Origin of the sequence: Hymenobacter sp. BT730 (genome assembly GCF_030542105.1) — a bacterium.
Lineage (GTDB): Bacteria > Bacteroidota > Bacteroidia > Cytophagales > Hymenobacteraceae > Hymenobacter.
Window position 1 is genome coordinate 1,357,975 of the sequence record NZ_JAUOFB010000001.1, and the last position, 25,356, is coordinate 1,383,330.

Consider the following 25,356-nt stretch of genomic DNA (forward strand, 5'->3'; position numbering starts at 1 on the left):
ATTAGGATGAACGTACCAACAGCCGGTGGCTAGCGGTTGTAGAAAGAGCGGTTACGGCTCAGTTTCAGATCTTGCAGCAACGAGGATTTGGCCGCAATGGTAAAGGAATAACCTTGCCGCTGTCCAAATGGAATCCAACTGCCACTGATTTCCCAGCAGTGCAAATCCCGGTAGAAGTCCAGAGAGGTGTAGCTGACGGCTCTATTACGGAAGTCGTAGCCGCTGCTGTAGCCAAAACGCAGCTTATCCGTCAGTTTCACGGAGCCGTTTACGTTGAGGGTAACGGTGGTAAGAGAGGAGGTGGTTTTCTCGCCGGCGCGCGGCAGCACCGGGGGCTGGTTGAAGTAGCTGGCGGAAAAGGAAGAATTCAGCGTCCAGGGAATGCTGAAATCTACATACTCTTCGTACTGCTGGGTTGAAGATTGGGGCTCGCCCAGAACAGGTGTATTGTTAGGAGCTAAAGTATTCTTCTGATTGGCTTTCCGCTGTTCGGGATTAAACTGATAAGTGATGGAGAGGTTAGCCCGGTCAAGACGCACCAAACGCCACTTCTTCTGATCAAATAAGAACCGGTTAATACGATTGTTCGCACTATCGCGCTGATACGCATCAAAAATCCCGGTCAGCTGAAAATTTAGCTTACGCGCAATCTGTGTTCGGAAACTTCCATTGATAGACCCCAACCTGAATTCTGATGCTTCAAAGTCGTAGGTTGTACCAAAGCCCAGGTCGTCAATGAGACTTACCTTCTCAAACGGTGTGTTGCCGGTGGTATCTTTCTTGGCCCGCACCTTCATTTCTACCTGGTTCTGCAGGCGGAAGGTAAGGAGGTTTGAGGCTCTGCCGCCAGGCACTCCGGATCCAAAGCCCTCAAACCGGGAGATTCTTCTTTCACCTAAGAGCCTGCCATTGTTGTCCCGCAGATCGAAAAGGTCGGTCTTGTCATAGAACGATTCATTCTTCCGATAATTAGGCGAATGGCTATAGGTAATGGAGGGAGAGATTTTGTGCCGGATAGCCTCTACCTTCTTCCCCTTTATCACATACAGACCATAAATATTGGTAGACGCGGACGCGCCCGCTGCGAAGTTCCACACGCGCCCAAACCCTGCGGTATCAATGCGCACAGCCCGGGCCAAAGGATCATACTTATACTTGAGGCTCTTGGTATACCAGGTGTCCCCGTAGCTAACGGAAGGGGAGAAGCTGATGTGCTTCAGCAAGGTGTAGCTGCCCAGAGAAATGCCAAAGCGGTGGACAAGGCTGGACTCCGCGTTGCGAAACAGGTTGCCAACGTTATTAATGTTTACCGGAATACGACGGCCCTGGCTGGTACCCCCTATCAGGGGAATGCTGGTGCCGTCTACGGTCAGTTGCCGGGCCCGTTCCACATTAGTCAGGCGGTTTTGGCCCTGCAAATCGTAGCTAAGCGAAAACTGCTCATAAAAGCGGCCTCGGGGCGTCAGACCCAGCCATTCGTAGGGATACTGCCGCGCAACACCCACTGTAAAGTCGGGTAGCGTGACGTTCATTTCACCGGTGCCGGTGTTTTGGCTTTGGCTGGCTTGTATGGAGTAGTTGAAAGGTGAGTTGCGAATCACCTTGGAATAGCCAATGTTGGACTGATACGTGGAGGAGAGGTACCGCTGGGTATCAAAGCTGTTTAGCACATTGTACGCCTGGCTGCCCAAACTCACGCTGGCCCGGAACTGACCGCCACCCGGGCGCGGCTGCGGCGAATGATTCCAGCTGATCCAGAAAGTACGCGGCGAGGGGGGGCGTACATAGGGCTGGTCGAGGCTAACGGACGTAGAACGCAGAATCTGGCTTTCCGGCCGCTGACTAAAGCTGGCATTAAAGGAGCCGTTATACGCGTAGCGCTTACGGTATTGCACATCGGCCTGCGCACCCCAGCCGCCAAACTGGTCGGCGGCGCCGGAGTAAACTTCCCCCGTGAGGCGTACCCCCACATATTCACTGGCCGCCCAATAGTAGCCGCCATTGCGCAGGAAAAAGCCCCGGTCAGTGGTTTGCCCAAAGGTGGGGAGAATCAGCCCTGAAGCCCGTTTTTTACCAGGGGTGGGGAAGTAGCCAAACAGAAAACCCAGCGGCGTAGGAATGTCGCCAATAACCAGATTAAAGGGCCCCGTTACTACCTTTTCACGGGGAATCACCTTCATTTTGCTGGCATTGATGTAGAAGTGCGGGTGCTCCAGGTTACAGGTGGTGTAGCTGCCGTTGCGCCCAAATACTTCGTTCAGGGCATTTTTCTTCACTACCTCGGCATGTACATAGCCCTCCCCCTGCTGGGTTACGGCTTCGGCAATTTTGCCTTTCTTGGTTTTGAAGTTGTAGGCAATGCGGCCGGCCTGGTAGGTCTGGTCTTTATCCTTAAAGATGGGACGGTCCCGTATTTTGCCTGTGGAGTCGGGGGCGCCTTCCGCGCTGAGCAGGTTCTTGTTGTAATCAATAGAGATACGGGCCGCTTCCAGCGACAACGTGCCGTAATTAATTTTAGCCTTAGTGTATAAATGGGCTATCCGTTCTTTTACATCAAACTGGATAGAGTCCTTGGCTACGTAGTGTACCGTGGTTTCAATATCTCCTTTGGGGGCGGCCGATACCCGCAACGAGTCGCCGCTTTGCGACGTACGGGCGGTATCCAGCGCTAGCTGGGCAGGCCGCGGCACGGACTTTGTCAATGGCCTGCGTTGTCCCCAGGCGCTGCCATTAAGCCCCAGCCACAAGCCTAACAGCAGCAGTAGGGGCACTACGGGCCGCCCAGACAGGCGGAAGAAGTATAAGTTATAATTCGGCGCTATCGAGGCCACGTAGTTTTTTCGTTTATTTTGTGGCAGTATGCAAAGGTAGCGCGTTGCTCCTCCAACTAACGAACTCTGTGCGGAATATTGTCGCTCTTGGTACTATAAGTCTGCTGCTCCTTACCGGCAGCCCGGCTCCTTCTGCTTCTTCCTCGTTTCCTGCCTCGGCTGGCAACCACACCAAGCGCTATAAGCTGCGCACCGTGGTGCTGGATGCCGGACACGGCGGGAAAGACCGGGGCTGCGCCGGCGTGAAAGCCCGCGAGGCCGATGTTTCCCTGAAGCTGATCCTGGAACTGGGCCGGCAGATTGAACAGAATATGCCGGATGTAAAAGTAGTATACACCCGCAAAACAGATGTGTTTGTGGAACTGGCCGACCGCGCCGGCATTGCCAACAAGCATAATGCCGACCTGTTTATCAGTATTCACTGCAATGCTGGCCCTTCCGGGGCGCACGGCACCGAGGTGTGGACGATGGGGCCGCACAAGACCGATGCCAATTTGGGCGTGGCCAAGAGGGAAAACGCCGTAATCCTGCAGGAAGACAATTATCAGGAGCGCTACAATGGCTTCGACCCGCACTCGCCCCAAAGCCACATTCTATTTTCGCTGTTCCAAAGTGCCTATATGGTAAACAGCATCCGCTTTGCTCAAAAAGTAGATCAACAGTTTCGCACAATGGTGCGCCGGCCCAGCCGGGGTGTGAAACAGGCCGGTTTTCTGGTACTCTGGAAAACGGCTATGCCTTCCGTGCTCATTGAAGCCGGTTTTCTGACCAACCCCGGCGAGGAGCGGTATCTGAACGATAAATCGGGACAGTCGTATATGGCCTCAGGTGTCTACCGCGCCTTCAAAGAATACAAACAGGAGCTGGAGGCAACTACCGCCGACTAATTGCTGCTAAGCAGCCTGTTTTCCGTTTTCGTCTGCCCACGCTCCCCATACTACTCCTACCAACGTGTCGAAAGAAATTAAAGTAGCCCTGCTGGCCATTGTGGCCCTAGCGTTATTGTTTGTGGGGTTTAGGTTCCTGAAAGGCAGCAATATCCTCTCCTCCAACCGCACCTATTATGCCAAGTACGACAACGTCGACGGCTTGACCGTAGGTAATCCTGTTCTGCTGAATGGGGTTCAGGTGGGCCAGGTGAAGGAAATGCAGCTGTTGCCGGAAGAAAAAAACCACATCAAAGTAGCCATCGAACTGGGTAAGAATATTGTGGTAGGCGACTCAACCGTGGCCAGCCTGTCGGGCTCTTTGCTGGGCTCCAAAACCATTACCCTGTTTATGGGTAAGAATTCTAAAGTGTATGAGGGCGGCGAGGAACTGCGCTCCTATACCGTAGCCAGCATTACCGATGCCTTCCAGGCCCGCGCCCTGCCTGTGCTGGGTACCGTCGATTCCACCCTCATCAAAATCAACAGCTTCCTGAACAAGGATGCCAAGAAAAGCCTGCAGGCTACACTGCTCAATGCGCAAGGCACCTCCGCCGAGCTGCAGAAAATGCTGGTGGCCAACCAATCCAACATCAACCAGATTACCCGCAACATGGCCCAGCTTACGCAGGCCCTGAACGTTACCTCCCGCAAGATTGACCGGATTGCCGCCAACTTCGGCCAGCTCAGCGACTCCCTGCGGGTAGCACCCGTAGGCCCGGCCCTACGCAACCTGAATGCCACCGTAACGGAAGCGCAAACGGCCATGAAGTCCCTGAATCAGTCCCTGAGCCAGTCGAAAGGCTCGTTGGGCAAGCTTATCAACGACGATTCGCTGTACACCAACCTCAATGCTACCTCCGCCTCGGCCAATGCGCTGCTGGTGGATATGAAGGCTAACCCCAAGCGCTACGTGCACTTCTCCGTGTTTGGCGGGGGCGGTAAGGAAAAAACCAAGAAGGAAATAGAGCAAAAGCCCGGCGGCGAGCTGAAAATCGAAACCAAAACCGTGGAAAGCTCTACGAAGCCCCTGGCACCCACTGATACCGCAGTAACCCCTAAAAACTAAGCTGTCTGTCATTTTTGACTACTTTTGAAATCCGCCTTCGGGCGGATTTTTTTCGTTTCTCCCCCGCCCGTTTCCGCTTCTTTTACCTCCCCACTTCCCACCCGCATGAATCTGGAATTCAACAAAAACGAAGACCTGGTTAAACAACTCACCTTCCAACTGCGCCAGCGCCTGAAAAAAGTAGCCCTGGGCGGCGGCGAAAAGCGCATTGAAGCCCATAAAGCCAAAGGCAAGCTCACCGCCCGCGAGCGAATTGATTATCTGCTGGATAAAGGTTTCGAACAGGTAGAGATAGGGGCGTTTGCCGGCGAAGGCATGTACCAGTCGGAAGGCGGCTGCCCTAGTGGCGGTGTAGTGGTAGTAATTGGCTACGTGAAAGGCCGGCAGTGCATTGTGGTAGCTAATGATGCCACGGTGAAGGCGGGTGCCTGGTTTCCCATCACGGCCAAAAAGAACCTGCGGGCCCAGGAAATCAGCATCGAAAACAAGCTGCCCATCATTTACCTCGTCGACTCGGCCGGGGTATACCTACCCATGCAGGACGAAATTTTCCCTGATAAGGAGCACTTCGGCCGCATTTTTCGCAACAATGCCGTGATGAGCAGCATGGGTATTGTGCAGCTCTCCGCCATTATGGGCCCGTGCGTGGCCGGTGGCGCTTACCTGCCTATCATGAGCGACGAAGCCATGATTGTGGAAGGCACCGGCTCGGTGTTCCTGGCCGGCTCTTACCTGGTGAAATCGGCCATTGGCGAAACCATTGACAACGAAACGCTGGGCGGCGCCACCACGCACTCTGAAATTTCGGGCGTGACGGACTACAAGTTCCAGAACGATGAAGAGTGCCTGGACCACATCCGCAATATCTTCGATAAGATGGGTGCTACGCCCACCGCCGGCTTCAGCCGCTCGGAGCCAGCGCTGCCCCGGGAAAAGCAGGAGGAAATCTACGGCCTGCTGCCCTCTGACCGGGTGAAGCCTTATGACATGATGGACATCATCAATCGGCTGGTGGATAACTCCGAGTTTGAGCCCTACAAAGACCTCTACGGCCAGACGCTGCTCTGTGGCCTGGCCCGCATTGATGGCTGGGCCGTGGGCATTGTAGCCAACCAGCGCAAGATTGTGAAGACCAAGAAGGGCGCCATGCAGATGGGCGGCGTTATCTATTCCGACTCCGCCGACAAAGCTGCGCGCTTTATCATGAACTGCAACCAGAAGCGCATTCCGCTGGTGTTCCTGCACGATGTGTCGGGCTTTATGGTGGGCTCCCAGAGTGAGCACGGCGGCATTATTAAGGACGGGGCCAAAATGGTGAATGCCATGGCCAACTCCGTGGTGCCCAAGTTCACCGTCATCATCGGCAACAGCTACGGCGCCGGCAACTACGCCATGTGCGGCAAAGCCTACGACCCGCGCCTGATTGTGGCCTGGCCCACCGCCCAGCTGGCTGTAATGAGCGGTGCCGCCGCCGCCAATACCCTCCTCCAAATTCAAGTGGCTTCCCTGAAAGCCAAAGGCGAAGTCATCACCCCCGAAGCCGAAAAGGAACTGCTGGACCGCATCAAAGCCCGCTACGACGAGCAGCTTTCCCCTTACTATGCCGCCGCCCGCCTCTGGGTAGATGCCATTATTGACCCGCTGGAAACCCGCAAAGTCATTTCCCAGGGCATTGCTGCAGCTAACCATGCGCCCATTGAAAAGGCGTATAATGTGGGCGTAATTCAGGTGTGAGGGTATAAAAATAATTATCCGGCTGAAGTGTGCTCTTATCTGTATCAGTAGACATTGTTATGAAGCAGTATTTAAAAACCACCTGTTTACTATTCGCATCACTGCTGCAAGCGGGCTGTTTGGCTGTTGCGCACGTTGGCGATTTTCCTGATTCAGCTGCAGCTATTGATTTTAATAAGTACGCAGCCGAAAACAGAGCAACAAGGCTGGCTCTAAGTCGTGGGGAGATACCGGCGCAAAATTCTTGGACCACAGCTACCTCCAATGAATATTATTTGAATAAACACTTTAATGGTAGCGAAACTGAACTGGTCAATTTCATTAAGTATGCCCTCGAGGCACATGGGTATTCAATAATAAAATCGGATGTGCCCAATAAATACCTGATTGCTAAACGAGGTATGCGCCAGAATGAGTGGGGTTCATTAACCGGGGTTTATTACAAATTAGAAGATAATAATAACTCTGTGCAGGTCTATATTCAGACCAAAATTACTCAGGATGTTACTGGGGGATTTCCACAGAATCGTGCTATGGGAGTTGGTTTAGTATTACAAAGCATGATTGATTCTCATCGGTAATTGGGAGGTTCCTACAGTGAATTAGCTCGAAGGACTTGCAAAGAGTAGCCCTAATCCAATGAACACCAAACTCGTTATGACCCTGAGTGCCGCTGTACTAGCCCTGGCCGGACTCAGCCTGACGTTTATGCCGGATGAAATAGCTCGACTATGCGGCATAAGCCCGGCGCCCGCTTTTACGCTGCTGCTCCAACTGCTGGGCGCGCTTTACTTCGCCTTTGCTATGCTGAACTGGATGGCGAAGGGCAGCCGGATTGGTGGCATCTACAACCGGCCCATTGCGCTGGCCAATTTCGCGCACTTCTTCATAGTAGCGCTGGCGTTTCTGAAAGCCGTTATAAACACCCCGCAGCTCCCTACTGCGCTGTGGTTGGTGGCAGGTGTATACGGCCTTTTCGCGGTGCTTTTCGGCCTGATACTGTTTCGGCATCCGCTGGCCGAGCCGGAAGTTTCGGTGTAACCCAACGTATTAAAACTGGCTGATGATAACCCTACTTCGAACAACTTCGGATAATCCCGATTTTCGGGAACTGGTGGCACTGCTGGACCACGATTTAGCCGTGCGAGACGGCGACGACCATGCTTTCTATGCCCAGTACAACAAGCTGACTGCCATCAACCACGTGGTGGTAGCTTACCTGGCTGATAAAGCGGTAGGCGGCGGCGCTTTCAAGGAATATGAGGCCGGGCAGGTAGAGGTGAAACGCATGTTTGTGCGCCCGGAATACCGAGGCCAAGGCATTGCCGGTGCCGTGTTGGCTGAGTTGGAACAGTGGGCCTGGGAGCTAAATTACGCTGCCTGTGTGCTGGAAACCGGTAAACAGCAGCCTGAGGCCATCCGTCTCTACGAGAAAAGCGGCTACGCCTATATTCCCAACTACGGGCAGTATGCAGGCGTAGACAACAGCGTGTGCATGAAGAAAGAGCTTGCCGTTTCCTGACAGCTCGCAGTGAAGTACAACCAATAAACAACGCCTTGCACTATGACAGCCGACTACCTAAACAGCGTGAAAAAGCAGTTTGAGTACTACAAGCTGCTCGGGGATAAGACGTTTGCCCAGCTGCCTGACGAAGCCTTGTTTTGGCAGTATAACCTGGAAAGCAACAGTATTGCTACCATCGTAAAGCACCTGTGGGGAAACATGCTTTCCCGCTGGACCAATTTTCTCACCACTGACGGAGAAAAGGAATGGCGCAATCGGGAAGCCGAGTTCGATAACGATGTGCAGACAAGAGAAGAGCTGCTTGCCAAATGGAATGAAGGCTGGGCATGTTTGTTTGCTGCTCTGGATTCTTTAACGCCGGATAACTGGAACACCACCATCTATATCCGGAACCAGGGACATTCGGTGCTTGAGGCCATTAACCGGCAGCTGGCGCACTACCCGTACCATATCGGGCAGATTGTGTTCATCGGTAAAATGGTGAAAGATGGGCAGTGGAATTCCTTATCCATTCCACGAGGTAACTCCCAGGCATATAATGCGCAGAAGTTCGCACAGCCAAAAAGCACTACCCATTTCACGGATGAATACCTGAAAAAGGAAAAAGAATAGTCGTGAGCATGGGTAAGGCAGTTAGGCTAATCTGGCAGGTTTAAGCCTGCCGCAGCCAACCTTCCAGGTCAGTTGGAAGGGGCATGGGCTGTTCCGCTGGCACGTTGGCACCACCAGTGTTGCCAATGGGTACCCGACCTACTAAGGAGCCCAGGAAGCCCAGAAAGACACGCGGGATTTGTCCCAATACCTCGCGCAGGCTGCCGGTTCGCATGCCGTGACGTAGCATTAGCATGTGCACATGCGTATGAGATAAAGCCCAACGCTGACCCAAAATGTGGGCGCGCTCCAGATGATGAAAGGCCGTAGCTGATTCTTGGCGTAGATATGCGGCGCGCGCAGCCGCCAGCTCGGCGTAGTAGGGAGCCTGCAAAACAGTGGGGAGAAAAGGTGAGGTCATAAGCTCGGTCTGGTGGTAATTAGAAGACCAGTCTCTAACATATCAGTTTGCCTGCGTAAGTAGAGAAACTGGTTAAGAGTTTCGCTCTTACGAAGCACTTCAATGGTGCTTCGGCAGGGTAAAAGCAAAAAAATGAACATTCCGGCGCAACAGCCGTGTTACTAGCTGGCAGCCGACAGCAGAAACCGGCGCTAGTTGCGTTTATTTGCACTTCCTTATGCTATTTCTACTCTGCCGCTCTACCGCCTCTACGCTCTAAGCTTTGACGAATAAAGAAATAAAAGCGCTTATCTCCCTGCTCGATGACCCGGAAATTGCGCCTGATATTCAGGCCAAAATCCAGACACTGGGGGAGAGTATTGTCCCGTTTCTGGAAGAATCGTGGGAGGAAACGCTGGACCCGGCGCAGCAGCAGCGCATCGAGGACCTGATCCATCATCTGCAGTTTGAGGGCTTGCAACAGCGCCTGCGCGTGTGGCGCGACTCGGGCGGCGAAAACCTGCTGGAAGGTATGTGGCTGCTCAACAGCTACCAATATCCCGATGCCGACCTGCAGGCTCTGAACCGTGCCATTGAGCAGCTGCGCTTTGAGGCCTGGACCATGCTGAAGCCCAACCTGCACCCCGCCGACCAGGTGCAGGTGCTGAACTATGTGTTCTTCAAAACCCACAAATTCGCGGCCAATACCCAAAACTTTCACTCCCCGGCCAACTCCATGCTGCACCTGGTGCTGGAGACCCGGCGCGGCAATCCGCTTACGCTGTGTGTTATCTACCTGCTGGTGGCGCAGCGGCTGCACCTACCAGTGTATGGCGTAAACCTGCCCAATCTGTTTGTGCTCACCTTTCAGCCTACACTGCCCACCATTGAGCCTTTCTACATCAACTGCTACAACCGCGGCCTGATTCTGTCCCGCACCGATATTGAGCACTACATTGCCCAACTCAACCTGACGGCCAATGACATGTTCTTCGAGCCCTGCTCGCACATTGATATTGTGCGCCGGGCGCTGCGGAACCTGGCCGTTAGCTTTGAGAAAATGCAGGAGCCGCGCAAAGCCGCCGAGGTAAGCCAACTGCTGGCTATTCTGCTGGAGGAAGATAAACAGTCAATTGACTCAGAGCCCGAAGCAGGGGAGCAGGAATAGTCTGCCTAGCGCCGGCCAAACAAAAGCCCCTGACGCTTATGCAGACGTCAGGGGCTTTTGTTTTGGTGGCGTAGTGCTTTAGCGCAATGGCTAAGCTTAGTTCTTCTTAATCAGGCAACCGGCGGCTCGTTGGTTGGCCACGCCGGCAGGGCGGCCGGCTGTAAGATTAGCCAGCACCGTACCTAGGTAGTGCTCTTTTACATAAGCTTCCATCTGCGGATTATCGTCGATGGCCCCTTTATAGCGCACTGCAAAACCATTGCCGCTGGGCTGCAGCACTACCGCCTCAGGCGTTTTGGTAGCGCCCAGCAGGCTGCTCACCTTCTGGCTGTCATCGCGCAGGTAGGTTAAATTATTGGCGCTGCTTGATTTGATCTTGAGCTTGTCCGTTTCCCCCTCGGCCGTGCTGGCCTCCAGGTTGATGGGCGTATCAATAAACAGGAATTCCACGCCCTTGCTGCCGTAGGTGGTAGCCAGCTGGCTCAGGCGGTCCTGGTAGAGCTTAGAAAAGGGGCAGCTTTGGCTGATAAACACCACCACCACGGCTTTGCTGCTGGCATAGCTGCTGAGCTTTACATCGGCATTGGCGGCGTTCTTCAGGGTGAAGTCGGCTACGGTGCTGCCCGCAGACTGAGCCCGAACGGTGCCCACCGCCACCACGCCAAACAAGAGAGCAGCGGCCAGAGCCAGAGAAATACGGCGGAAAGACATGGCAGAAAACTTAGAGGAGGGGAGAGGCATCGAGAGTGTATGTGAGTACATACGAAGAAGAAAGGCGCTGGTAGTGAATCTGGTGTTGGCTGCGGAAGTTTTCTGTGAGCAGGTGCCCCGTCAAAACACCGGCCTCCCGCAGCCCAAACGGGTCGAGCTGAATATGCTCCTTAAACACCAGAGCGCGGCGGCTATGCAGTTTGTACAGGGTTTCCTTGGCACTCCAATAGAGACTGTGCTTTACTACATCGTCGCCGGCATCGGCCTGCTCCGTTTCCGATAGAAACCGCGGGGCCAATTGTTGCGCTTTGGAACGTACTAGCTCAACATCTGTGCCAACGCGCCCACGGGTAGAAAGCAAAGCGGCCACCCACTCACCAGAATGAGAGAGTGAAACCGCTAATTCCGGCTGTTCCGGGAAGAAAGGACGGCCATTGGCATCGTTCAGAAGCACGACAGAAGGGGCAAAAGAAAATTCGGCTAGCAGCTGGTGCGCCAGCACGCGGCCGCCCAGCCATTGCTGCGCACGTGCTGCATCGCGGCCGGGTGGCAGGTGCTGCTGGTAGTGCGCTGGCTGAGGCAATAGGGGCCACAACTGCTCCGCAGACTCCGTCAGGCGCCATAGGCCCAGTAAGCTTTGGTCGGCAACGGTTTCAACGGAATGTAATGGCATAGCAGAAAAAGCAACGGTTACGTTGGGCTTGGAACAGGTCCCTGAAAAGCGGGAGCAGCCGCTGCTGGTCAAAACTGCCGTAATTTCGCCCTAAATCCTACGGTATGTCCACGCTTTTTAGGCCTCAGGCGCAGAAACTAGCTACCCTTACCGGGCACCGTGACTGTGTGTATGCACTGGCCGGTGCTCCTGAATCAACTTTAGTCTACTCCGCCGGGACCGATGGATTTGTGGTGGAGTGGGACCTGGAAAATCCGGCGCGCGACGGCGCGCTGGTGGCGCGGGTAGAAAACTCCGTATATGCCCTCAAATATATTCCCGAGCAGAATTTGCTGCTGCTCGGCCACAATTTTCAGGGCGTGCAGGCCATTGATCTGCAGGCACGCCAGTTGGTACATGCCACGGCCTTGCCTCCGGCGGCCATTTTTGATATAGCCTATTCTAAGCTCCGGCAGCGGACATACATAGCCCTTGGCAATGGCACCCTGGCCGTGCTGCATGCCTCTGATTTGAAGCTGGAGCGCCTGGTGCCCCTCTCTCATAAAAGCCTGCGCTGCCTGAGCCTGCATGAAGAGCGTAATGAACTGGCCGTTGGTGGCTCCGACCACCTGGTGCGCATCCTCGACCTGGAGACATTCACCCTGAAGCAGACTATTCCGGGCGCTACCAACTCCGTATTTGCCACCTGCTACTCGCCCGATGGACGCTTCCTGCTCACGGCAGGCCGCGATGCCCATTTGCGCGTTTGGGATGTAGCGGCCGGCTACACTGAACGCCTCAGTGTGGTGGCCCATTTATTTGCCATCAACCACGTTACTTACAGCCCCGATGGACGCTTTGTGGCTACCTGCAGCATGGATAAATCCATTAAGCTCTGGGATGCCGACAGCTTCCGCCTGCTGCGAGTGTTAGACCGTGCCCGGCACGCTGGGCACGGCACTTCAGTAAACAAGTTATTTTGGTCAGCCCATCGAAATAGGCTAGTTTCGTGTAGCGACGACCGCACCTTGGCCGTATGGCAAATCAGTTCGGAGCCAGAAGTAGGAAGCTAAGTGTTGGACTGCCTTTTCGTGCTGCACTGATTGTCTCCTGTCTCCCGGCCCCCATTTCCAGTTCCTTCCATGAAAATTACCGCTCTCGATATCCGGCAGAAGACCTTTGAAAAATCCTTTCGCGGGGTAGACAAAGATGAAGTTCAGGCATTCCTGCTCCAACTCTCGCAACAGTGGGAGCGAATGGGAGATGAAAACCGGGAGCTGCGCATGAAGCTGGACCATGCCATCCAGGACGTGCAGAAAATGCGGGAAGTGGAATCGTCTCTGTACCGCACCCTGAAAACGGCCGAGGATACCGGTAACAGCATCACGGAGCAGGCCCAGCGCGACGCCGAGCTGCGCATTCGGGAAGCACAGCTAAAGGCCGAGCAGCTGCTGGCCGATGCCCGGCAGAAGGCCCGTTCGGTGGTAGATGATGCTTACAAGCAAGCCGAAAAAACCATTGCCGAAATGCAGGCTGAAGTGAGTGCCCTGGGCCAGGAACATCAGCGCCTGGAAGGTGTGCTGGAAACCCTGGTGCGCGACCTGCAGCACCTGGCTACCGATGCCCTGGAGAAAGTGGAGAAAAGCCGTAATCGGCCCAAATCCTCCACTTCTGCCATCCTTTCGCGGGCGGCAAGCGTAAAGGTGAATCGACCCGATTCATCCCCCGAAACCGCTTCTCCTATGTTTGTTAATACATCCGCTACCTCTTCGGCTGCGGCCGTAGGCAGCCCGGCAGCGCGCCCCGCCACGGCAAGTAGTGGTAGTGACGCCACCACTACTGCTCGCCCTGCTACCGAGCAGCCTAGTGGCTACAACCCCAAGCCTGGGCAGCAGCCCGACCCCGGGGCTCCGGCTCAAACGCCCGGCCCGGATATCAAGCCCAATCCCGCTCCCAACGAAAACCCAGGTAAGAGCGACCCTTCCCGTATTTACCAGCCCGAGCCAGCCCGCGTGCCCGACCCAACCGGGCCCCGAATTGAGCCTACCGCCCCGGATATTCGCCCAATCAGCCCCGATCATCCGGAAATCACGCAGCCTTCGCCTTCACGGCACTCGGCCACGCTAACCGAGAAGTCTTTTTTCGACGAAATCTAAGCCACAGATTCGCCTGAATTTCACGGATTTTGTAAATGGACGAAAGCCTACCTAAACGGGTAGGCTTTTCCTTTTGGCTAAAATGCGTTTATGAAGGCTGTTTTTATTGAGTAAGTCATGTATAGGCAGAGGCAAAGCGCCCCAGCTATAATTCCTCCTTCCTGTCATCCTGCGCTAGCGCAGGGCCTTCTTATGTGTTAGTGGCTCCCGCGAAAAGCATTGCAGCGCTCCTTATGCCGCATGACTTGGTAGTTTTGAGTGGCTAATACGCCAACCCGGCTTTTCATTTCAGAACTTGCCGCTCTCAACTCACTAATACCGCAGCTTATGGGCCAGATTGCACTGGAAGGCATGGAGTTTTTCGCATTTCACGGCTATTATGACGAGGAGCAGAAAATTGGTAATAAGTATGGGGTAGACTTATACATCCGTACGGATCTGTACGCGGCCGGCGCTTCTGATAGTCTGCAGGAAACTGTGAATTACGAAGTGCTGTACCGCATGGTACGGGAAGAGATGCAGGCCCCGGCGCGTTTGTTAGAACACTTGGGCCATCGGGTGATTGACCGGGTACTGGAAGAATTTCCTCACGTACTATCCGTAAAGGTGAAGGTGGCCAAGTTTAATCCGCCGCTGGGAGGTATCTGCCGCCGCGCCCAGATTACGCTGCTGCGCAAGCGGGGCGGGCAACGCTAGCCGAATTTTTCGGGTCTTCGCTGGAAAATCGGTTTTAAATGCTGATTTTCTGTTGGATAAAATATTGTACGAAAAATATCGTAGATAAAACTTGACTCTACGAATCTATTCGTATATGTTTGATGTACGAACTACTTCGTACGACCAACCTTTCTGAGCTATGAGTAAATCCCCGCCCCCCAAGCCTACCGAATCGGAGCTGGAAATACTGCAGGTACTATGGCAGCACGGCCCCAGTACCGTCCGGTTTGTAAACGACCATCTCAGCCAACGACGTGAGATAGGTTACACCACTACCCTGAAGCTACTACAGCTAATGCTGGATAAAGGGTTGGTGCAGCGCGATGATGCCACCAAGACCCACGTGTACCAGGCTGCCGTGCGCCAGGAAGAAACCCAGGGGCTACTGCTAGACCGTTTCGTGGAGGCCACTTTCGGCGGTTCAGCCCTGAAGCTGGTAATGCAGGCCTTGGGCAACCGCAGCACCTCCCGCGAAGAACTGGACCAGATCCGGACGCTACTGGACGAAATCGAAAACGATAAAGGCGAAGCACAATGAACTGGCTCGAATCCCTTTTAACCCCCGCGCTGGTGCGTGCCTTAGGCTGGACGCTGGTGCATTCTTTGTGGCAGGGCGCAGTGGTAGCTTTGTCGCTGGCCGGTTTGCTGTTGCTGCTGCGCCGGCATAGTGCTCAAATCCGCTACGGTGCCGCGGCAGTGGCCTTGGTGGCTATGCTGGCGCTGAGTATGGTTACGTTTGGCCGTTATTACTACGCTGAGCAGGCCGTGCAAGCTCAACCGCAACCGCTGCCACTGCGTACCCTGCCGGCTTCGCTCTCAGGAGCTCAGGTTATTCTGGCTTCCGTTAATGCGCATACCTCGGCCGAAGCGGCGCTGACAGCACCGTTGATGACGGAAGAAGAATCGGTATCCATGGCGCAAACCTGGCTGGAGTATTTCGACCGCAACCTGCCTATTATGGTTACTATCTGGCTGTTGGGTTTGCTGGCCATGACGCTACGGATGTTGGGTGGCCTGGCCTACGTACAGCGCCTGCGCCACTACCGGGTGCGCCCGCTGAGTGCGGAGTGGCAAGCCCGCCTGGCGGAGCTGGCTGCCCGTGCCGGGGTAACAGAATCGGTTAGCATTCTGGAGTCGGCATTGGTACGGGTGCCTTTAGTAGTAGGGCATTTACGGCCCGTTATTCTGCTGCCACTGGGCACCGTTACCGGACTTAGCCAAAGCTACCTGGAAGCTATTCTGGCGCATGAGCTGGCGCATATTGCCCGCCGCGACTACCTCATGAACCTGCTGCAGTCGGTGGCAGAAATCCTGTTCTTCTACCATCCGGCCGTGTGGTTTATTACCGCCACGCTGCGCAACGAGCGGGAAAATTGCTGTGATGATGCAGCAACGGCATTGGTAGGGGGAAACCCTATGACCCTGGCCCGGGCCCTCACAGCCCTGGCTGAGCGCTGCCTGCAACCGCATATGGCACCCCGCCTCGCGCTGTCGGCGGTGGGAACGGATGGGTCGTTGCTGGGTCGGGTGCGCCGGTTGGTGCAGGGCCGCAGTGCGCCTACCTTTACCGAGGGTTTCATGGCTGCCTGCGTGGTGCTGACAGGAATGGTGTTACTGACCACGGCCGTGGCCATGGCAGGCCCACGGCCCGCAAAGAAGAGCCCTGCCCTGCAAAAAGAGTGGAGCAACCTAGCCGTATACAACCAGGATACGGCCAAGGCAGTAGCCAAAACGAAGTCGGATTCCAGTGCCAGCTTCAGCACTGATACCAAAGTGCCGGCCGTAATAGAGCGTGAGGTAGAAGAAGCACCCGAAATGGCTATTGCGGTTCAGGAGGATGAACCAGGTAAGGCCAAAATCAAAAACAAGAAAGACAAAGCCCGCAAAGGCAAAAAAGTAGAACAGGTAGTAGTGGTGGAGCAGGGCGGCCGTGGCCGTCGCAACTCCCCGGGCACCGTAGTGATTCAGAAGGATAAAAAAGGCCGGGTAACGGATGTGTTTGTCGATGGTCAGCGCGTGGCTTCTGAAGGGAAAGAGAAAGACAAGGTGAAGACCTGGAAGAAGGCAGACAAACAGGTAGAAGTTATTCGGGTGCGGCCTAACGGCATGGTATTCCGCAACGACGATAACTTTGATGAGCCCGGTTTCAACCACAACTTCAACCAGTCGTTTTCCTTTGGCGGCAACACCCGCACGCGCACCATTGTGGTGCCCGGCCCGGCAGAGCGGATTCGCATTCGGGAAGAAGCCCGGCGAGGTAGCTCGGAAGATGTTCGGGCACGCCGGCAGCTACGCCTGAACAACAACCCGGACGTCTTTACTTATGAATACAGGGGCGCAGATGTACAGGAGTTGGCAACCCGCGCCCGCGCCCTGGAGCAGGCAGAGCGCAGCCTGCTTGATGCCGAAAGCGGAGATGACTCGGATGAAGCACGCGAACGGCTGCAGGAAGCCCGCGAGCACCTGCATGAGCAGCAGGAAGAGTTGCTGGAGCGCCAAATGGAATTGCAGGAGCGGCATTCAGAACAGCAGGAGCGGGTGCAGGAAGCGGAAGAGATGCGCCGCGAAGCGGCTCGCCTCCGCCGCGAAGCCGACCAGCTGCAGCGCGAAGCCGACCGCAACTCCCGCAACGCGTCCCGTGCGGCCAACACCGAAAGCCGTCTGACAGATGAGCTGCTGAAAGACCGATTGATTTCCAGTTCCCGCAGCTACAAGTTCGATCTGACTTCCAAAGCCCTGACGGTGAACGGGAAGCAGCAGTCGGAAAAGATGCGGCAGAAATACGCCAAGCTGTATGCAGAGTTCAACGGCCACCCCTTGACCAGCACCAGCCGCTGGCGGGCCGACGTAAACCGTACCGATGGCAGCTATGCTCCCCGCCCTCCTCAGCCACCCCAGGCCCCGCGGGCTCCAAGAGCCCCCCGTCTGAGCAGCGGTAGTAACCTGTTGGCTCCACCTCCGCCACCTCCCGCAGCCCCTGCACCGCCACCAGCACCTCCCGCACCACCCCGCCTGGATTCCGATAAAATTCGGGCGGAGCTGCGCAAAGACGGAATACTGGATGCTAACGCCAAAAACTTTCAGTTTCAGCTGAACGGCGACGAGCTAAAAGTGAACGGCAAAACCCAGTCGGCGGAAATGGCCCGCAAATACCGCCGCATGCTTAACATCCCGGAAGACGGTAAAAACACCAACCATTCTGTTCAGATTTCTATAAACGACTAGAAAAACGCACCTGAAAAGCCGGCTCTCTGTATCAGGAGCCGGTTTTTTTTGCTATATTCTCGAAGCGCAGGCAACGTTTTCTATATAGTTCGCATCTATTGTTGCGTACTGGAAAAAGCCGGGTACCTGCGCAGCCCCGGTTCCGGTACTTTTGCTGCCCTGCCAGCCTGTTTTCCGCCGTTGATATTCTGATTTGCCCTACTTTTCCTCACTTCCCATGTCTCGCATCAGGCTATTCCTGTTGTGCTGGCTAAGCGTAGCTGTCTCTTTGCAGGCGGCCGCGCAGTCGGCTCCTGCTCCATCCACCCCCAAAACAGATGCGCCTGTAGTGCGCCGGCAGTTGCAGGCGGTGCGTATTACGGAAGCTCCCAAGCTGGACGCCCTGCTGGATGAAGCCGTGTGGCAGCAGGCTCCCATTGCCACCGATTTTATTCAGAACCGGCCCAATCCCGGCCCGCACGAAAAGCACCCCACGGAGGTGCGGATTCTTTACGATGACGCCGCGCTTTATATTGGTGCCGTGATGCATGATGTATCATTGGATTCCATTCCCCGGGAACTAACGGCGCGGGACGACTTCGGGAATACTGACTTTTTCGGCATTTTCCTGGATACCTACCATGATAAACTCAATGGCTACGGCTTCTTTGTAACCCCAGCCGGGGTGCAGGCCGATGCCCGCTACTCGCCGGCCGGGGGCGAAGACTTTAACTGGACTGCCGTGTGGGAAAGCCGCACAGCCCTGCGTGGCACCGACTGGGTGGCTGAATTGCGCATTCCGTACTCAGCTATCCGCTTCAGCACCCAAGGAGAGCAGACCTGGGGGCTAAACTTTATGCGTAACCGCCAGATTCTGAAACAGGGCTTCTTCTGGAACGAAGTGAAGCCGGAAGAAAGCGGTTTCGTGAACCAGTGGGGCGAGCTAATCGGCATCAAGGATATTAAGGCGCCTTTGCGTTTGTCTTTCACTCCCTACGTGTCTACCTACGTCAACCACTACCCTTACAATGAGCAGGGTGTGCGCAATACCACTACCAGCTTTAATGGCGGGGCCGATGTGAAGTGGGGCATCAATGAAAGCTTTACGCTGGATGCCACCCTGGTACCCGACTTTGGGCAAACCCTGAGCGACAACCAGGTGCTGAACCTGTCGCCCTTCGAAGTGCAGTTCAACGAGAACCGCCAGTTTTTCACGGAGGGCACCGAGCTCTTCAACAAAGGCAACCTGTTCTATTCGCGCCGCGTGGGCGCCACGCCCATTGGGTTTTACGATGCGCCTGGCCTGGTACATGATAATGAGCGGCTGCTGAAAAACCCGAGTGAAAGCCGCCTGCTGAATGCGACCAAGATATCGGGGCGTACCAGCAAGGGTTTGGGGGTAGGGCTGTTTAATGCGGTATCGGCTAATATGTACGCCACGGCCGAAGACACCGCTACCGGAGAACAGCGCCGGATTCTGACCCAGCCACTGTCCAACTACAGCATTGCCGTGCTGGACCAGTCTCTGAAAAACAACTCCTACGTTTCGCTCATCAATACCAACGTCACGCGGCAGGGCAGCACTTACGATGCCAACGTAACGGGTGGCCTGTTCCGCTTCAACAACAAGAAGAACTCTTATGCCCTGGATGGCCAGGTAGTTTATTCCCGTCGGCGGGGCCTGGGGTTCAACTCCGACCAGCGCGTGAACGACACGGATGGCTACAAGTACCTGTTGGGAGTAGGAAAAACCGGCGGCAGCTTCACCTGGCGCTTAAGCCAGGGAATTGAGTCGAATACCTACAACCCCAATGATCTGGGCATTCTGTTCAGCAACAACTCAATTTCGCAGGTGGCTGAGCTCAACTTTAACCGCTACAAGCCTTTCTGGAAGGTAAACAATGCTTACACCTACCTGGTGCTGGAGCACCGGCTACTCTACAAGCCTACGGCTTACAGTAACGCCGGCGCCTACTTTGGTGGTAATACCACTTTCACCAAAAACTTCCTGACAGTAGGTTTCAACGGGGATTACACCGCCGTTTACCACGATTTCTTTGAGCCGCGGGTAGAGGACATTGGGTCTTATTATGTGCGGCTGCCGGCCAACGTGGGCGGCAATGCCTTTATCTCTTCTGACTACCGGAAGAAGCTGGCCTTTGACCTCTCCGGCGCATTCCGTCGCTTCAACCTGGATGGCATCCGGCCCCGGCGCACGGGCTATGGCATCAACTTTGGGCCGCGCTACCGCGTGAGCAACCAGCTGTCGTTCCGCTATAACTTTGAGTGGAGTGTGCGCCCCAACCAGGTGGGCTATGTGAATGGCGGGCTGGATAGCAGCAATCCACTGGACCAGCCCTTTGCCGAGCGTGGGGACATTCTGCTGGGCCGCCGCCGGGTAATGACCTACGTCAACACGGTTACAGGTACTTACACCTTCAATAACCGGATGTCGTTTAATATCCGCACGCGCCATTACTCCAGCAGCGTGCACTACTACGACTTCACACGTCTGATGAAAGAAGGAGCGGAGGAAAAAGTGGATTACCGGCGCAACCGCGACACCAGCTTTAATGCCTTCAACGTAGATGCGGCCTTCTCCTGGTGGTTTGCGCCGGGTTCGCAAATGAGTGTGGTGTGGAAGAATGCCGGCTCTACCTTCCTGGAGGCCGAAAGTGCTACTCCTCTGTATTTCGATAACCTTTCGAACACCATCAACACCCCGCACAATAATTCTGTGTCGATAAAGGTGCTGTATTATCTGGATTATCTGACGCTGCGGCACCGCCGCTCATAAGTCTCAGGCAACCCTTTCTGCGCCCCGGCTGTCTCTGGCCGGGGCGTATTTGCTTCCGGTTCTCTTTCCATCTTCCGTTTTATATGAAATCTTTCCTGTACGGCGCTCTGCTAACGGCTTTGTTGCCCCTGCATTCCGCCCTGGCCGCCTCGGAGCTCACCTACACCGTCAGCATCGACCCGGCCGTCTCTACCGATGAGTTTCAGGTGCGCCTGCAGCTGCCCAAGCTAAAAAAAGACCAGGCTATTTACCAGTTTGCCTCTACCGCGCCGGGTACTTACCAGGTGATGGACATGGGGCGGTATGTGCGCAAGTTTGAGGCCTTTGATAAGAAAGGAAAGCCGCTGGAGGCAAAACAGATTTCCACCAACCAGTGGCAGCTGGCCAGCCCGGAAAAAACCCGCGAAATCCGCTATACCATTGCTGAAACCTGGGATACGCAGGTGCAGGAGCACCGCATCTACCGCATGTGCGGCTCCTCGCTGGAGGCCGACCATGCTCTGCTGAACGGGCAAACCGTATTGGGCTACCCGCAAGGCATGCAGAACAAGCCGCTGCGTCTCAAAGTAAACTACCCCAGCGGCTGGAAGGCTGGCTCGGCCCTCACCCCCGATTCCAAGGGTTACTACCACGCCAAAGACTACGACCAGGCCGTGGACTCGCCCATTCTGCTGGGCCGCCTCACGGAAGCTACTACCAAGCTCGGCGACGCGGAAGTGGCGCTGTACTGCTACTCCAAAACTGACTTGATTAAGGCCGAGCCCCTGCTGGCTGATATGCAGAAGATGCTGGGCGCCGCCAAGAATTTCCTGGTGGAGCTACCGGTAAAGCGCTATGCCTTCCTCTACCACTTCGAGGACCAGAGCCAGGGTGCCTGGGAGCATTCCTACAGCTCAGAATACGTGCTGCAGGAACAGCCGCTCACGCCTGCATATGTGCAAAGCATTACGGATATGGCAGCGCACGAATTCTTCCACATCGTGACGCCCCTGAACATTCATTCTGAAATCATTGAGCACTTTAACTTTGTGCAGCCCACCGGCTCGCAACACCTGTGGCTGTATGAGGGTACTACGGAGTGGGCCGCACATATGATGCAGCTGCGCAGCGGTTTGGTAACACTGGATGACTACCTGAACACCCTGCACGATAAAGTGCGCTATGACCACCTGCGCGCCGATACCACGTACTCCCTGAAGCGTCTTGGCCTGAATTCTTTCTCTGATGAAGGCCAGCAGCAGTACGGCAATATCTACCAGCGCGGCGCCATGACGGCAGCACTGCTTGATTTGCGGCTATTGGAGCTTTCCGGCGGTAAGCGCGGCCTGCGCGAAGTACTACTGGACCTGGCCAAGAAATACGGCCCCAGCCGCCCGGTTAGCGAGAAGGACTTCTTCGATGACTTCACTAAGATGACATATCCCGAAATCCGGGACTTCTTCACGCGCTACGTGGAAAACGCCGAGCCGCTGCCACTACAGGAGTACTACGCTAAGGTGGGTATTCGCTACGATGCTAAGCTGAACACTGGTCGTAAAGTAGGGCTGATTCCTATGGAAGGCTTGGGGTTCCGGCCCGGCCAGGATGGTATCCTGTTCAGCAAAGTGCCCGCCAACCTGCAGGCGCAAGGCATTCAGCCCAACGACAAAATAGTAGCTGTTGACGGGGAAAAAGTCACGCCCCAAAACCTGAAGCAGCTGCTGGACGCCGTGCAGGCCCGCAAGCCAGGCTCTGACTATGCGCTTACTATCAGCCGCAACGGTACGGAACAAACCTTGCAGGCCCGCACACTAGTGCGAGACGAGGTAAAGACTTACAATTTTTCCTTGAATCCGGAGGCCACGCCTGAGCAGTTAGCATTGCGTAAGGCTTGGCAGACCAATCTATAGGTCTATAAGCGGAGGCTAAAAAATTGAAACGCCCCTGGCTGCCGGTTCTAACCGGGCGGCAGGGGCGTTGTGCTGCCGGACAAGGCCAGCAGTTCCGCCGCCGCCCCAAACGCCGACTTACGACCCTCCAGCACTTGCTGGCGGATGCCAGCCAGGTGCGCCAGCACCTCAGGGCGGGCATAAAACTGGTCTTCCAGGCCCTGCCGAATAGTTTCGTGCAGCCAGTGCAAATGCTGCTCCTGCCGCCGCTGCCGGAAATAGCCACTAGCCTGCGTTTGGGCGCAGTAGGTTTCCAGGAGTTGCCACACCTCGGGTACGCCGGCCCCGGTTACAGCGGAGCTGGTGGTTACCACCGGGCTCCAACCGGAGGGCGCCAGCGGGAACAGGTGCAGCGCATTCTGGTACTCGGTGCGGGCCCGGCGGGCAGGTATTTCATTGGCGCCATCGGCTTTGGTGATGACTACGGCATCGGCCATTTCCATAATGCCTTTTTTGATGCCCTGCAGCTCGTCGCCGGCACCGGCCAGCATCAGCAGCAGAAAGAAGTCTACCATACCATGCACGGCGGTTTCGCTCTGGCCTACCCCCACAGTTTCTACAAAGATGACATCATGTCCGGCGGCCTCACACAGCAGCATGGCCTCGCGGGTACTGCGCGTCACGCCGCCCAGGGACCGGCCAGCAGGCGAGGGGCGAATGTAGGCGTGCGGGTGGGCCGCTAACTGGTTCATGCGGGTTTTATCACCCAGAATGCTTCCACCACTGCGCTGGCTGCTGGGGTCTACGGCCAGCACGGCCAGCCTCTTGCCCTGCTGTTCTACCAGGTGCATGCCCAGGGCTTCAATAAAGGTGCTTTTTCCTACGCCGGGTACGCCGGTTATCCCCACCCGTACCGAGCGGCCGGTGTACGGCAACACGCGGTCCAGCACCTGCTCGGCCAAGCGCTGGTCGCTGGGGAGGGTGCTTTCCACCAGCGTAATGGCGCGGCTGAGCAGCATGCGGTTGCCGGCCAAAATGCCGTCGGTGTATTCAGAAATGGAAAAGCGCTTGGCCAAGGGAAAAAGGAAGTAGCGTAAGCCTGAGCTGGTGAGGCAGCCATTGAACCAGGAAAAGGTTTCCGATTCAATGGCTGCGCAAGCTAAGGCTTACGCTACTTTTATTGGCAGGATGTCGGCCGGAACTACCGGAGAAAGTTGGGCAGACCCAGCTTGCTACGCTTAGCTCCCAGGTTGAAACCATCATCTACGTACTGGCTAGCTGCACCGGCCGCGTTAGGATTCTGAATAACTCCCAAATACGGGTTATCCTCGCGGGCTACGTAGATTTTGCCATCAGGTCCTAGCTGTAGGGTCCCTACTTTTCGGTTAGCTGATTTCCCAATGCTTTCGGCTTTGCCCGTGCGCAGATCAAACTGCCAGATGGTGGCGTCGCCGCCGCCCGCGCCATTGCTAGAGCCGTAGAGCTTGCTGCCATCAGGTGAGAATTCTACGCCGTAAGCTTCTTCGTAGGGTCCAAACTGCTGTGGGTTACTGATGATGCCGGTATTACGGTCGAAGTCAAACAACTCAAACTTGTTGCTCTCCCGCCACAGCGCCGCGGCCAGCTTTTTACCATCGGGTGAGAATTTAAGGCAGCCAATGGCATTACGGCCCGGCCCGGCATACATGCTGCCCACGTTGCTCATCACCGGCATACCCTGCACACCCTCTGCCGTTACCAGGTAGGAAACAAATGCATTGGAGTTCCAGCGGTGCGCTACTACCCAAACGTCGCGGCCATTGGCGTGGCGCACGGCCACCAGCTTTTCGGCCACGGGCGTAATGAGCAGCATATTGGCGCGGGGCACGTCGCCCAGGCCATTGTCGCGGGTCATATCTACCACGGAATACCGTAGGCCGTTGCCGCGCCCCTGCAGGTCCGTAGTAAAGATGTAGAAGGCGTTGCCGCTGCCAGGGTCGGGGACGATGACGGCGCTTTGGGTGCTGCTGGCGTCGCCCATTAGGTGGCGGCCGTTGGGCATCAGCTTATGCTCGCGGTTCCACACACTTACCCCGTTGGTATAAAACAGCAGCTGGCCCTGGGCATTAGTAGCAACCGCGGAGCCTTCATACGTATTCATTTTGCCATCGAGCAAGGGTACGGGCTGGCCACTAGCGAAGCTGATGCCGGCCTGATTGCCAAAATACCAGAGGCTTTGCTCAGCCTGTGCCCAGCCCGTTAGGGCAGACAGGCAGGCAAACAATAAGAACAGGAGTCGTTTCATATGCAGAAGAAGCCGGCGGCTACGGATAGAATCACGCCGGTATTAGGCATGCAACGTAATTTCGTGCCAAACTGTGTTAATGCCCACCGTAGATTATACGGCCCACTCATTGGCCAGCAGGCGGGGGAGCAGGGGCTGTACAATGCGGTAGCTGGCGCCCCACAAGGCATATGGCCCCACCCGGTAAAAAGAAATGGGCCGGGGGCTGGTCCAGCCCGGCAGCTTCCATTCTTCAGTGGCATGCGCTTCGGGTGCCAGCAAATCCGCTACGGCCACATCCAGAACCTCGGCTATTTCCGATGACTGCAGCAGCCAACGGGCCGGCGGATGAATGCGCCCCAGAAACGGCGTGATGCGAAAGCTGGAAACCATGGTCACAATAACTGGCAGCTTGGTAAGCACCTGTACCTGATTGATGGGCAGGCCCACCTCCTCGTGGGTTTCGCGCAGCGCAGTGGCCTGTAGAGAAGCGTCCTGCGGCTCGCGCTTGCCACCGGGGAAAGCCAACTGGCCCCCATGAATGCCTCCCTCGCCCCGGCGCACCAGCACTAGCCGCAAGGAGCCAGTAGCATCGCGGTACACGGGAACCAGCACAGCGGCCTCACGCAAAGGGGGAAGTACGCTTTCGAAAGCAGGCATAGTTTATTATGGAAGATAACGAAGAAGAATGGCTAATATGGTCGCTTTGGCGCGGTAGCCGTTGCGGGGGCAAATAAACCATCA

At 55.7% G+C, this 25,356-nt stretch carries 22 protein-coding genes; 15 read left to right on the forward strand and 7 right to left on the reverse strand.

Features of this window, described 5'->3' with window-relative positions; all coding sequences use genetic code 11:
- Positions 1-29: 29 nt before the first annotated feature.
- Positions 30-2,771, reverse strand: a complete 2,742-nt coding sequence (locus tag Q4G72_RS05905; protein WP_303310476.1) for a putative LPS assembly protein LptD — start codon at positions 2,769-2,771, stop codon at positions 30-32.
- Positions 2,772-2,899: 128 nt separating this feature from the next.
- Here Q4G72_RS05905 and Q4G72_RS05910 point away from each other — a divergent pair, with 128 nt between their 5' ends.
- The 7 genes from Q4G72_RS05910 (at position 2,900) to Q4G72_RS05940 (ending at position 8,697) form a co-directional block, all read left to right on the forward strand.
- The gene (locus Q4G72_RS05910; RefSeq protein WP_303310477.1) at positions 2,900-3,718 is read left to right on the forward strand and encodes an N-acetylmuramoyl-L-alanine amidase family protein; all 819 of its coding nucleotides are present in this window, start codon (positions 2,900-2,902) and stop codon (positions 3,716-3,718) included.
- 64 nt (positions 3,719-3,782) lie between these two features.
- Positions 3,783-4,826, forward strand: a complete 1,044-nt coding sequence (locus tag Q4G72_RS05915) for an MlaD family protein (RefSeq protein ID WP_303310478.1) — start codon at positions 3,783-3,785, stop codon at positions 4,824-4,826.
- Between the two features lie 105 nt (positions 4,827-4,931).
- Complete coding sequence (locus Q4G72_RS05920) at positions 4,932-6,560, forward strand: acyl-CoA carboxylase subunit beta (RefSeq protein ID WP_303310479.1); 1,629 nt, start codon at positions 4,932-4,934, stop codon at positions 6,558-6,560.
- Positions 6,561-6,589: 29 nt separating this feature from the next.
- The gene (locus Q4G72_RS05925) at positions 6,590-7,141 is read left to right on the forward strand and encodes a hypothetical protein (RefSeq protein ID WP_303310480.1); all 552 of its coding nucleotides are present in this window, start codon (positions 6,590-6,592) and stop codon (positions 7,139-7,141) included.
- 58 nt (positions 7,142-7,199) lie between these two features.
- A complete protein-coding gene (locus Q4G72_RS05930; protein ID WP_303310481.1) occupies positions 7,200-7,601 on the forward strand; it encodes a hypothetical protein in 402 nt (133 codons plus the stop codon).
- 22 nt (positions 7,602-7,623) lie between these two features.
- The gene (locus Q4G72_RS05935; protein WP_303310482.1) at positions 7,624-8,082 is read left to right on the forward strand and encodes a GNAT family N-acetyltransferase; all 459 of its coding nucleotides are present in this window, start codon (positions 7,624-7,626) and stop codon (positions 8,080-8,082) included.
- A 42-nt stretch (positions 8,083-8,124) separates the two neighbouring features.
- Entirely contained in the window at positions 8,125-8,697 is a 573-nt protein-coding gene (locus tag Q4G72_RS05940; RefSeq protein WP_303310483.1) for a DUF1572 domain-containing protein, read from the forward strand.
- Between the two features lie 40 nt (positions 8,698-8,737).
- On the opposite strand, the gene Q4G72_RS05945 is transcribed toward Q4G72_RS05940, so the two are convergent.
- The gene (locus Q4G72_RS05945; RefSeq protein ID WP_303310484.1) at positions 8,738-9,097 is read right to left on the reverse strand and encodes a DUF3703 domain-containing protein; all 360 of its coding nucleotides are present in this window, start codon (positions 9,095-9,097) and stop codon (positions 8,738-8,740) included.
- A 262-nt stretch (positions 9,098-9,359) separates the two neighbouring features.
- On the opposite strand from Q4G72_RS05945, the gene Q4G72_RS05950 reads away from it, so the two are divergent.
- Positions 9,360-10,244, forward strand: a complete 885-nt coding sequence (locus Q4G72_RS05950) for a transglutaminase-like domain-containing protein (protein ID WP_303310485.1) — start codon at positions 9,360-9,362, stop codon at positions 10,242-10,244.
- A gap of 96 nt (positions 10,245-10,340) precedes the next feature.
- Here the strand turns inward: Q4G72_RS05950 and Q4G72_RS05955 are convergent, their stop codons facing one another.
- Together Q4G72_RS05955 and Q4G72_RS05960 are read right to left on the reverse strand one after the other, a co-directional pair.
- Positions 10,341-10,955, reverse strand: a complete 615-nt coding sequence (locus Q4G72_RS05955) for a redoxin domain-containing protein (RefSeq protein ID WP_303310486.1) — start codon at positions 10,953-10,955, stop codon at positions 10,341-10,343.
- A gap of 10 nt (positions 10,956-10,965) precedes the next feature.
- Positions 10,966-11,628: a 4'-phosphopantetheinyl transferase superfamily protein gene (locus Q4G72_RS05960; RefSeq protein WP_303310487.1), complete on the reverse strand. Its 663-nt coding sequence runs from the start codon at positions 11,626-11,628 to the stop codon at positions 10,966-10,968.
- 104 nt (positions 11,629-11,732) lie between these two features.
- Between Q4G72_RS05960 and Q4G72_RS05965 the strand changes: the two genes are divergently transcribed.
- From Q4G72_RS05965 to Q4G72_RS05995, 7 genes are all read left to right on the forward strand, one after another.
- Complete coding sequence (locus Q4G72_RS05965) at positions 11,733-12,680, forward strand: WD40 repeat domain-containing protein (protein WP_303310489.1); 948 nt, start codon at positions 11,733-11,735, stop codon at positions 12,678-12,680.
- A gap of 69 nt (positions 12,681-12,749) precedes the next feature.
- On the forward strand, positions 12,750-13,763 hold the full coding sequence (locus Q4G72_RS05970) for a DivIVA domain-containing protein (protein ID WP_303310490.1): 1,014 nt from the start codon (positions 12,750-12,752) through the stop codon (positions 13,761-13,763).
- A gap of 327 nt (positions 13,764-14,090) precedes the next feature.
- On the forward strand, positions 14,091-14,459 hold the full coding sequence (gene folB / locus Q4G72_RS05975; RefSeq protein WP_303310491.1) for a dihydroneopterin aldolase: 369 nt from the start codon (positions 14,091-14,093) through the stop codon (positions 14,457-14,459).
- Between the two features lie 160 nt (positions 14,460-14,619).
- Positions 14,620-15,018 carry a BlaI/MecI/CopY family transcriptional regulator gene (locus Q4G72_RS05980; RefSeq protein WP_303310492.1) on the forward strand — a complete coding sequence of 133 codons (399 nt, stop codon included), beginning with the start codon at positions 14,620-14,622 and terminating at the stop codon, positions 15,016-15,018.
- Positions 15,015-17,705 carry a M56 family metallopeptidase gene (locus Q4G72_RS05985; RefSeq protein WP_303310493.1) on the forward strand — a complete coding sequence of 897 codons (2,691 nt, stop codon included), beginning with the start codon at positions 15,015-15,017 and terminating at the stop codon, positions 17,703-17,705. Before Q4G72_RS05980 ends, Q4G72_RS05985 begins: the two co-directional genes overlap by 4 nt.
- Positions 17,706-17,922: 217 nt before the next feature.
- Positions 17,923-20,481 carry a DUF5916 domain-containing protein gene (locus tag Q4G72_RS05990; protein ID WP_303310494.1) on the forward strand — a complete coding sequence of 853 codons (2,559 nt, stop codon included), beginning with the start codon at positions 17,923-17,925 and terminating at the stop codon, positions 20,479-20,481.
- 83 nt (positions 20,482-20,564) lie between these two features.
- A complete protein-coding gene (locus tag Q4G72_RS05995) occupies positions 20,565-22,370 on the forward strand; it encodes a M61 family metallopeptidase (protein WP_303310495.1) in 1,806 nt (601 codons plus the stop codon).
- Positions 22,371-22,417: 47 nt separating this feature from the next.
- Here Q4G72_RS05995 and meaB read toward each other — a convergent pair whose 3' ends face one another.
- The 3 genes from meaB to Q4G72_RS06010 form a co-directional block, all read right to left on the reverse strand.
- Complete coding sequence (gene meaB, locus Q4G72_RS06000; RefSeq protein ID WP_303310496.1) at positions 22,418-23,425, reverse strand: methylmalonyl Co-A mutase-associated GTPase MeaB; 1,008 nt, start codon at positions 23,423-23,425, stop codon at positions 22,418-22,420.
- A gap of 125 nt (positions 23,426-23,550) precedes the next feature.
- Positions 23,551-24,633 (reverse strand): WD40 repeat domain-containing protein, encoded by a 1,083-nt coding sequence (locus Q4G72_RS06005; RefSeq protein WP_303310497.1) that lies wholly within the window; start codon positions 24,631-24,633, stop codon positions 23,551-23,553.
- Positions 24,634-24,726: 93 nt separating this feature from the next.
- The gene (locus tag Q4G72_RS06010) at positions 24,727-25,272 is read right to left on the reverse strand and encodes an NUDIX hydrolase (protein WP_303310498.1); all 546 of its coding nucleotides are present in this window, start codon (positions 25,270-25,272) and stop codon (positions 24,727-24,729) included.
- Positions 25,273-25,356 lie beyond the last annotated feature (84 nt).

Bases quoted from the DNA above. Each gene is read 5' to 3' on its own strand.
- Q4G72_RS05920 (WP_303310479.1), top strand. From the start codon at position 4,932: ATGAATCTGGAATTCAACAAAAACGAAGACCTGGTTAAACAACTCACC.
- Q4G72_RS05930 (WP_303310481.1), top strand. From the start codon at position 7,200: ATGAACACCAAACTCGTTATGACCCTGAGTGCCGCTGTACTAGCCCTG.
- Q4G72_RS05935 (WP_303310482.1), top strand. From the start codon at position 7,624: ATGATAACCCTACTTCGAACAACTTCGGATAATCCCGATTTTCGGGAA.
- Q4G72_RS05940 (WP_303310483.1), top strand. From the start codon at position 8,125: ATGACAGCCGACTACCTAAACAGCGTGAAAAAGCAGTTTGAGTACTAC.
- Q4G72_RS05945 (WP_303310484.1), bottom strand. From the start codon at position 9,097: ATGACCTCACCTTTTCTCCCCACTGTTTTGCAGGCTCCCTACTACGCC.
- Q4G72_RS05955 (WP_303310486.1), bottom strand. From the start codon at position 10,955: ATGTCTTTCCGCCGTATTTCTCTGGCTCTGGCCGCTGCTCTCTTGTTT.
- Q4G72_RS05960 (WP_303310487.1), bottom strand. From the start codon at position 11,628: ATGCCATTACATTCCGTTGAAACCGTTGCCGACCAAAGCTTACTGGGC.
- Q4G72_RS05965 (WP_303310489.1), top strand. From the start codon at position 11,733: ATGTCCACGCTTTTTAGGCCTCAGGCGCAGAAACTAGCTACCCTTACC.
- Q4G72_RS05970 (WP_303310490.1), top strand. From the start codon at position 12,750: ATGAAAATTACCGCTCTCGATATCCGGCAGAAGACCTTTGAAAAATCC.
- folB (WP_303310491.1), top strand. From the start codon at position 14,091: ATGGGCCAGATTGCACTGGAAGGCATGGAGTTTTTCGCATTTCACGGC.
- Q4G72_RS05980 (WP_303310492.1), top strand. From the start codon at position 14,620: ATGAGTAAATCCCCGCCCCCCAAGCCTACCGAATCGGAGCTGGAAATA.
- Q4G72_RS05985 (WP_303310493.1), top strand. From the start codon at position 15,015: ATGAACTGGCTCGAATCCCTTTTAACCCCCGCGCTGGTGCGTGCCTTA.
- Q4G72_RS05990 (WP_303310494.1), top strand. From the start codon at position 17,923: ATGTCTCGCATCAGGCTATTCCTGTTGTGCTGGCTAAGCGTAGCTGTC.
- Q4G72_RS05995 (WP_303310495.1), top strand. From the start codon at position 20,565: ATGAAATCTTTCCTGTACGGCGCTCTGCTAACGGCTTTGTTGCCCCTG.
- Q4G72_RS06005 (WP_303310497.1), bottom strand. From the start codon at position 24,633: ATGAAACGACTCCTGTTCTTATTGTTTGCCTGCCTGTCTGCCCTAACG.
- Q4G72_RS06010 (WP_303310498.1), bottom strand. From the start codon at position 25,272: ATGCCTGCTTTCGAAAGCGTACTTCCCCCTTTGCGTGAGGCCGCTGTG.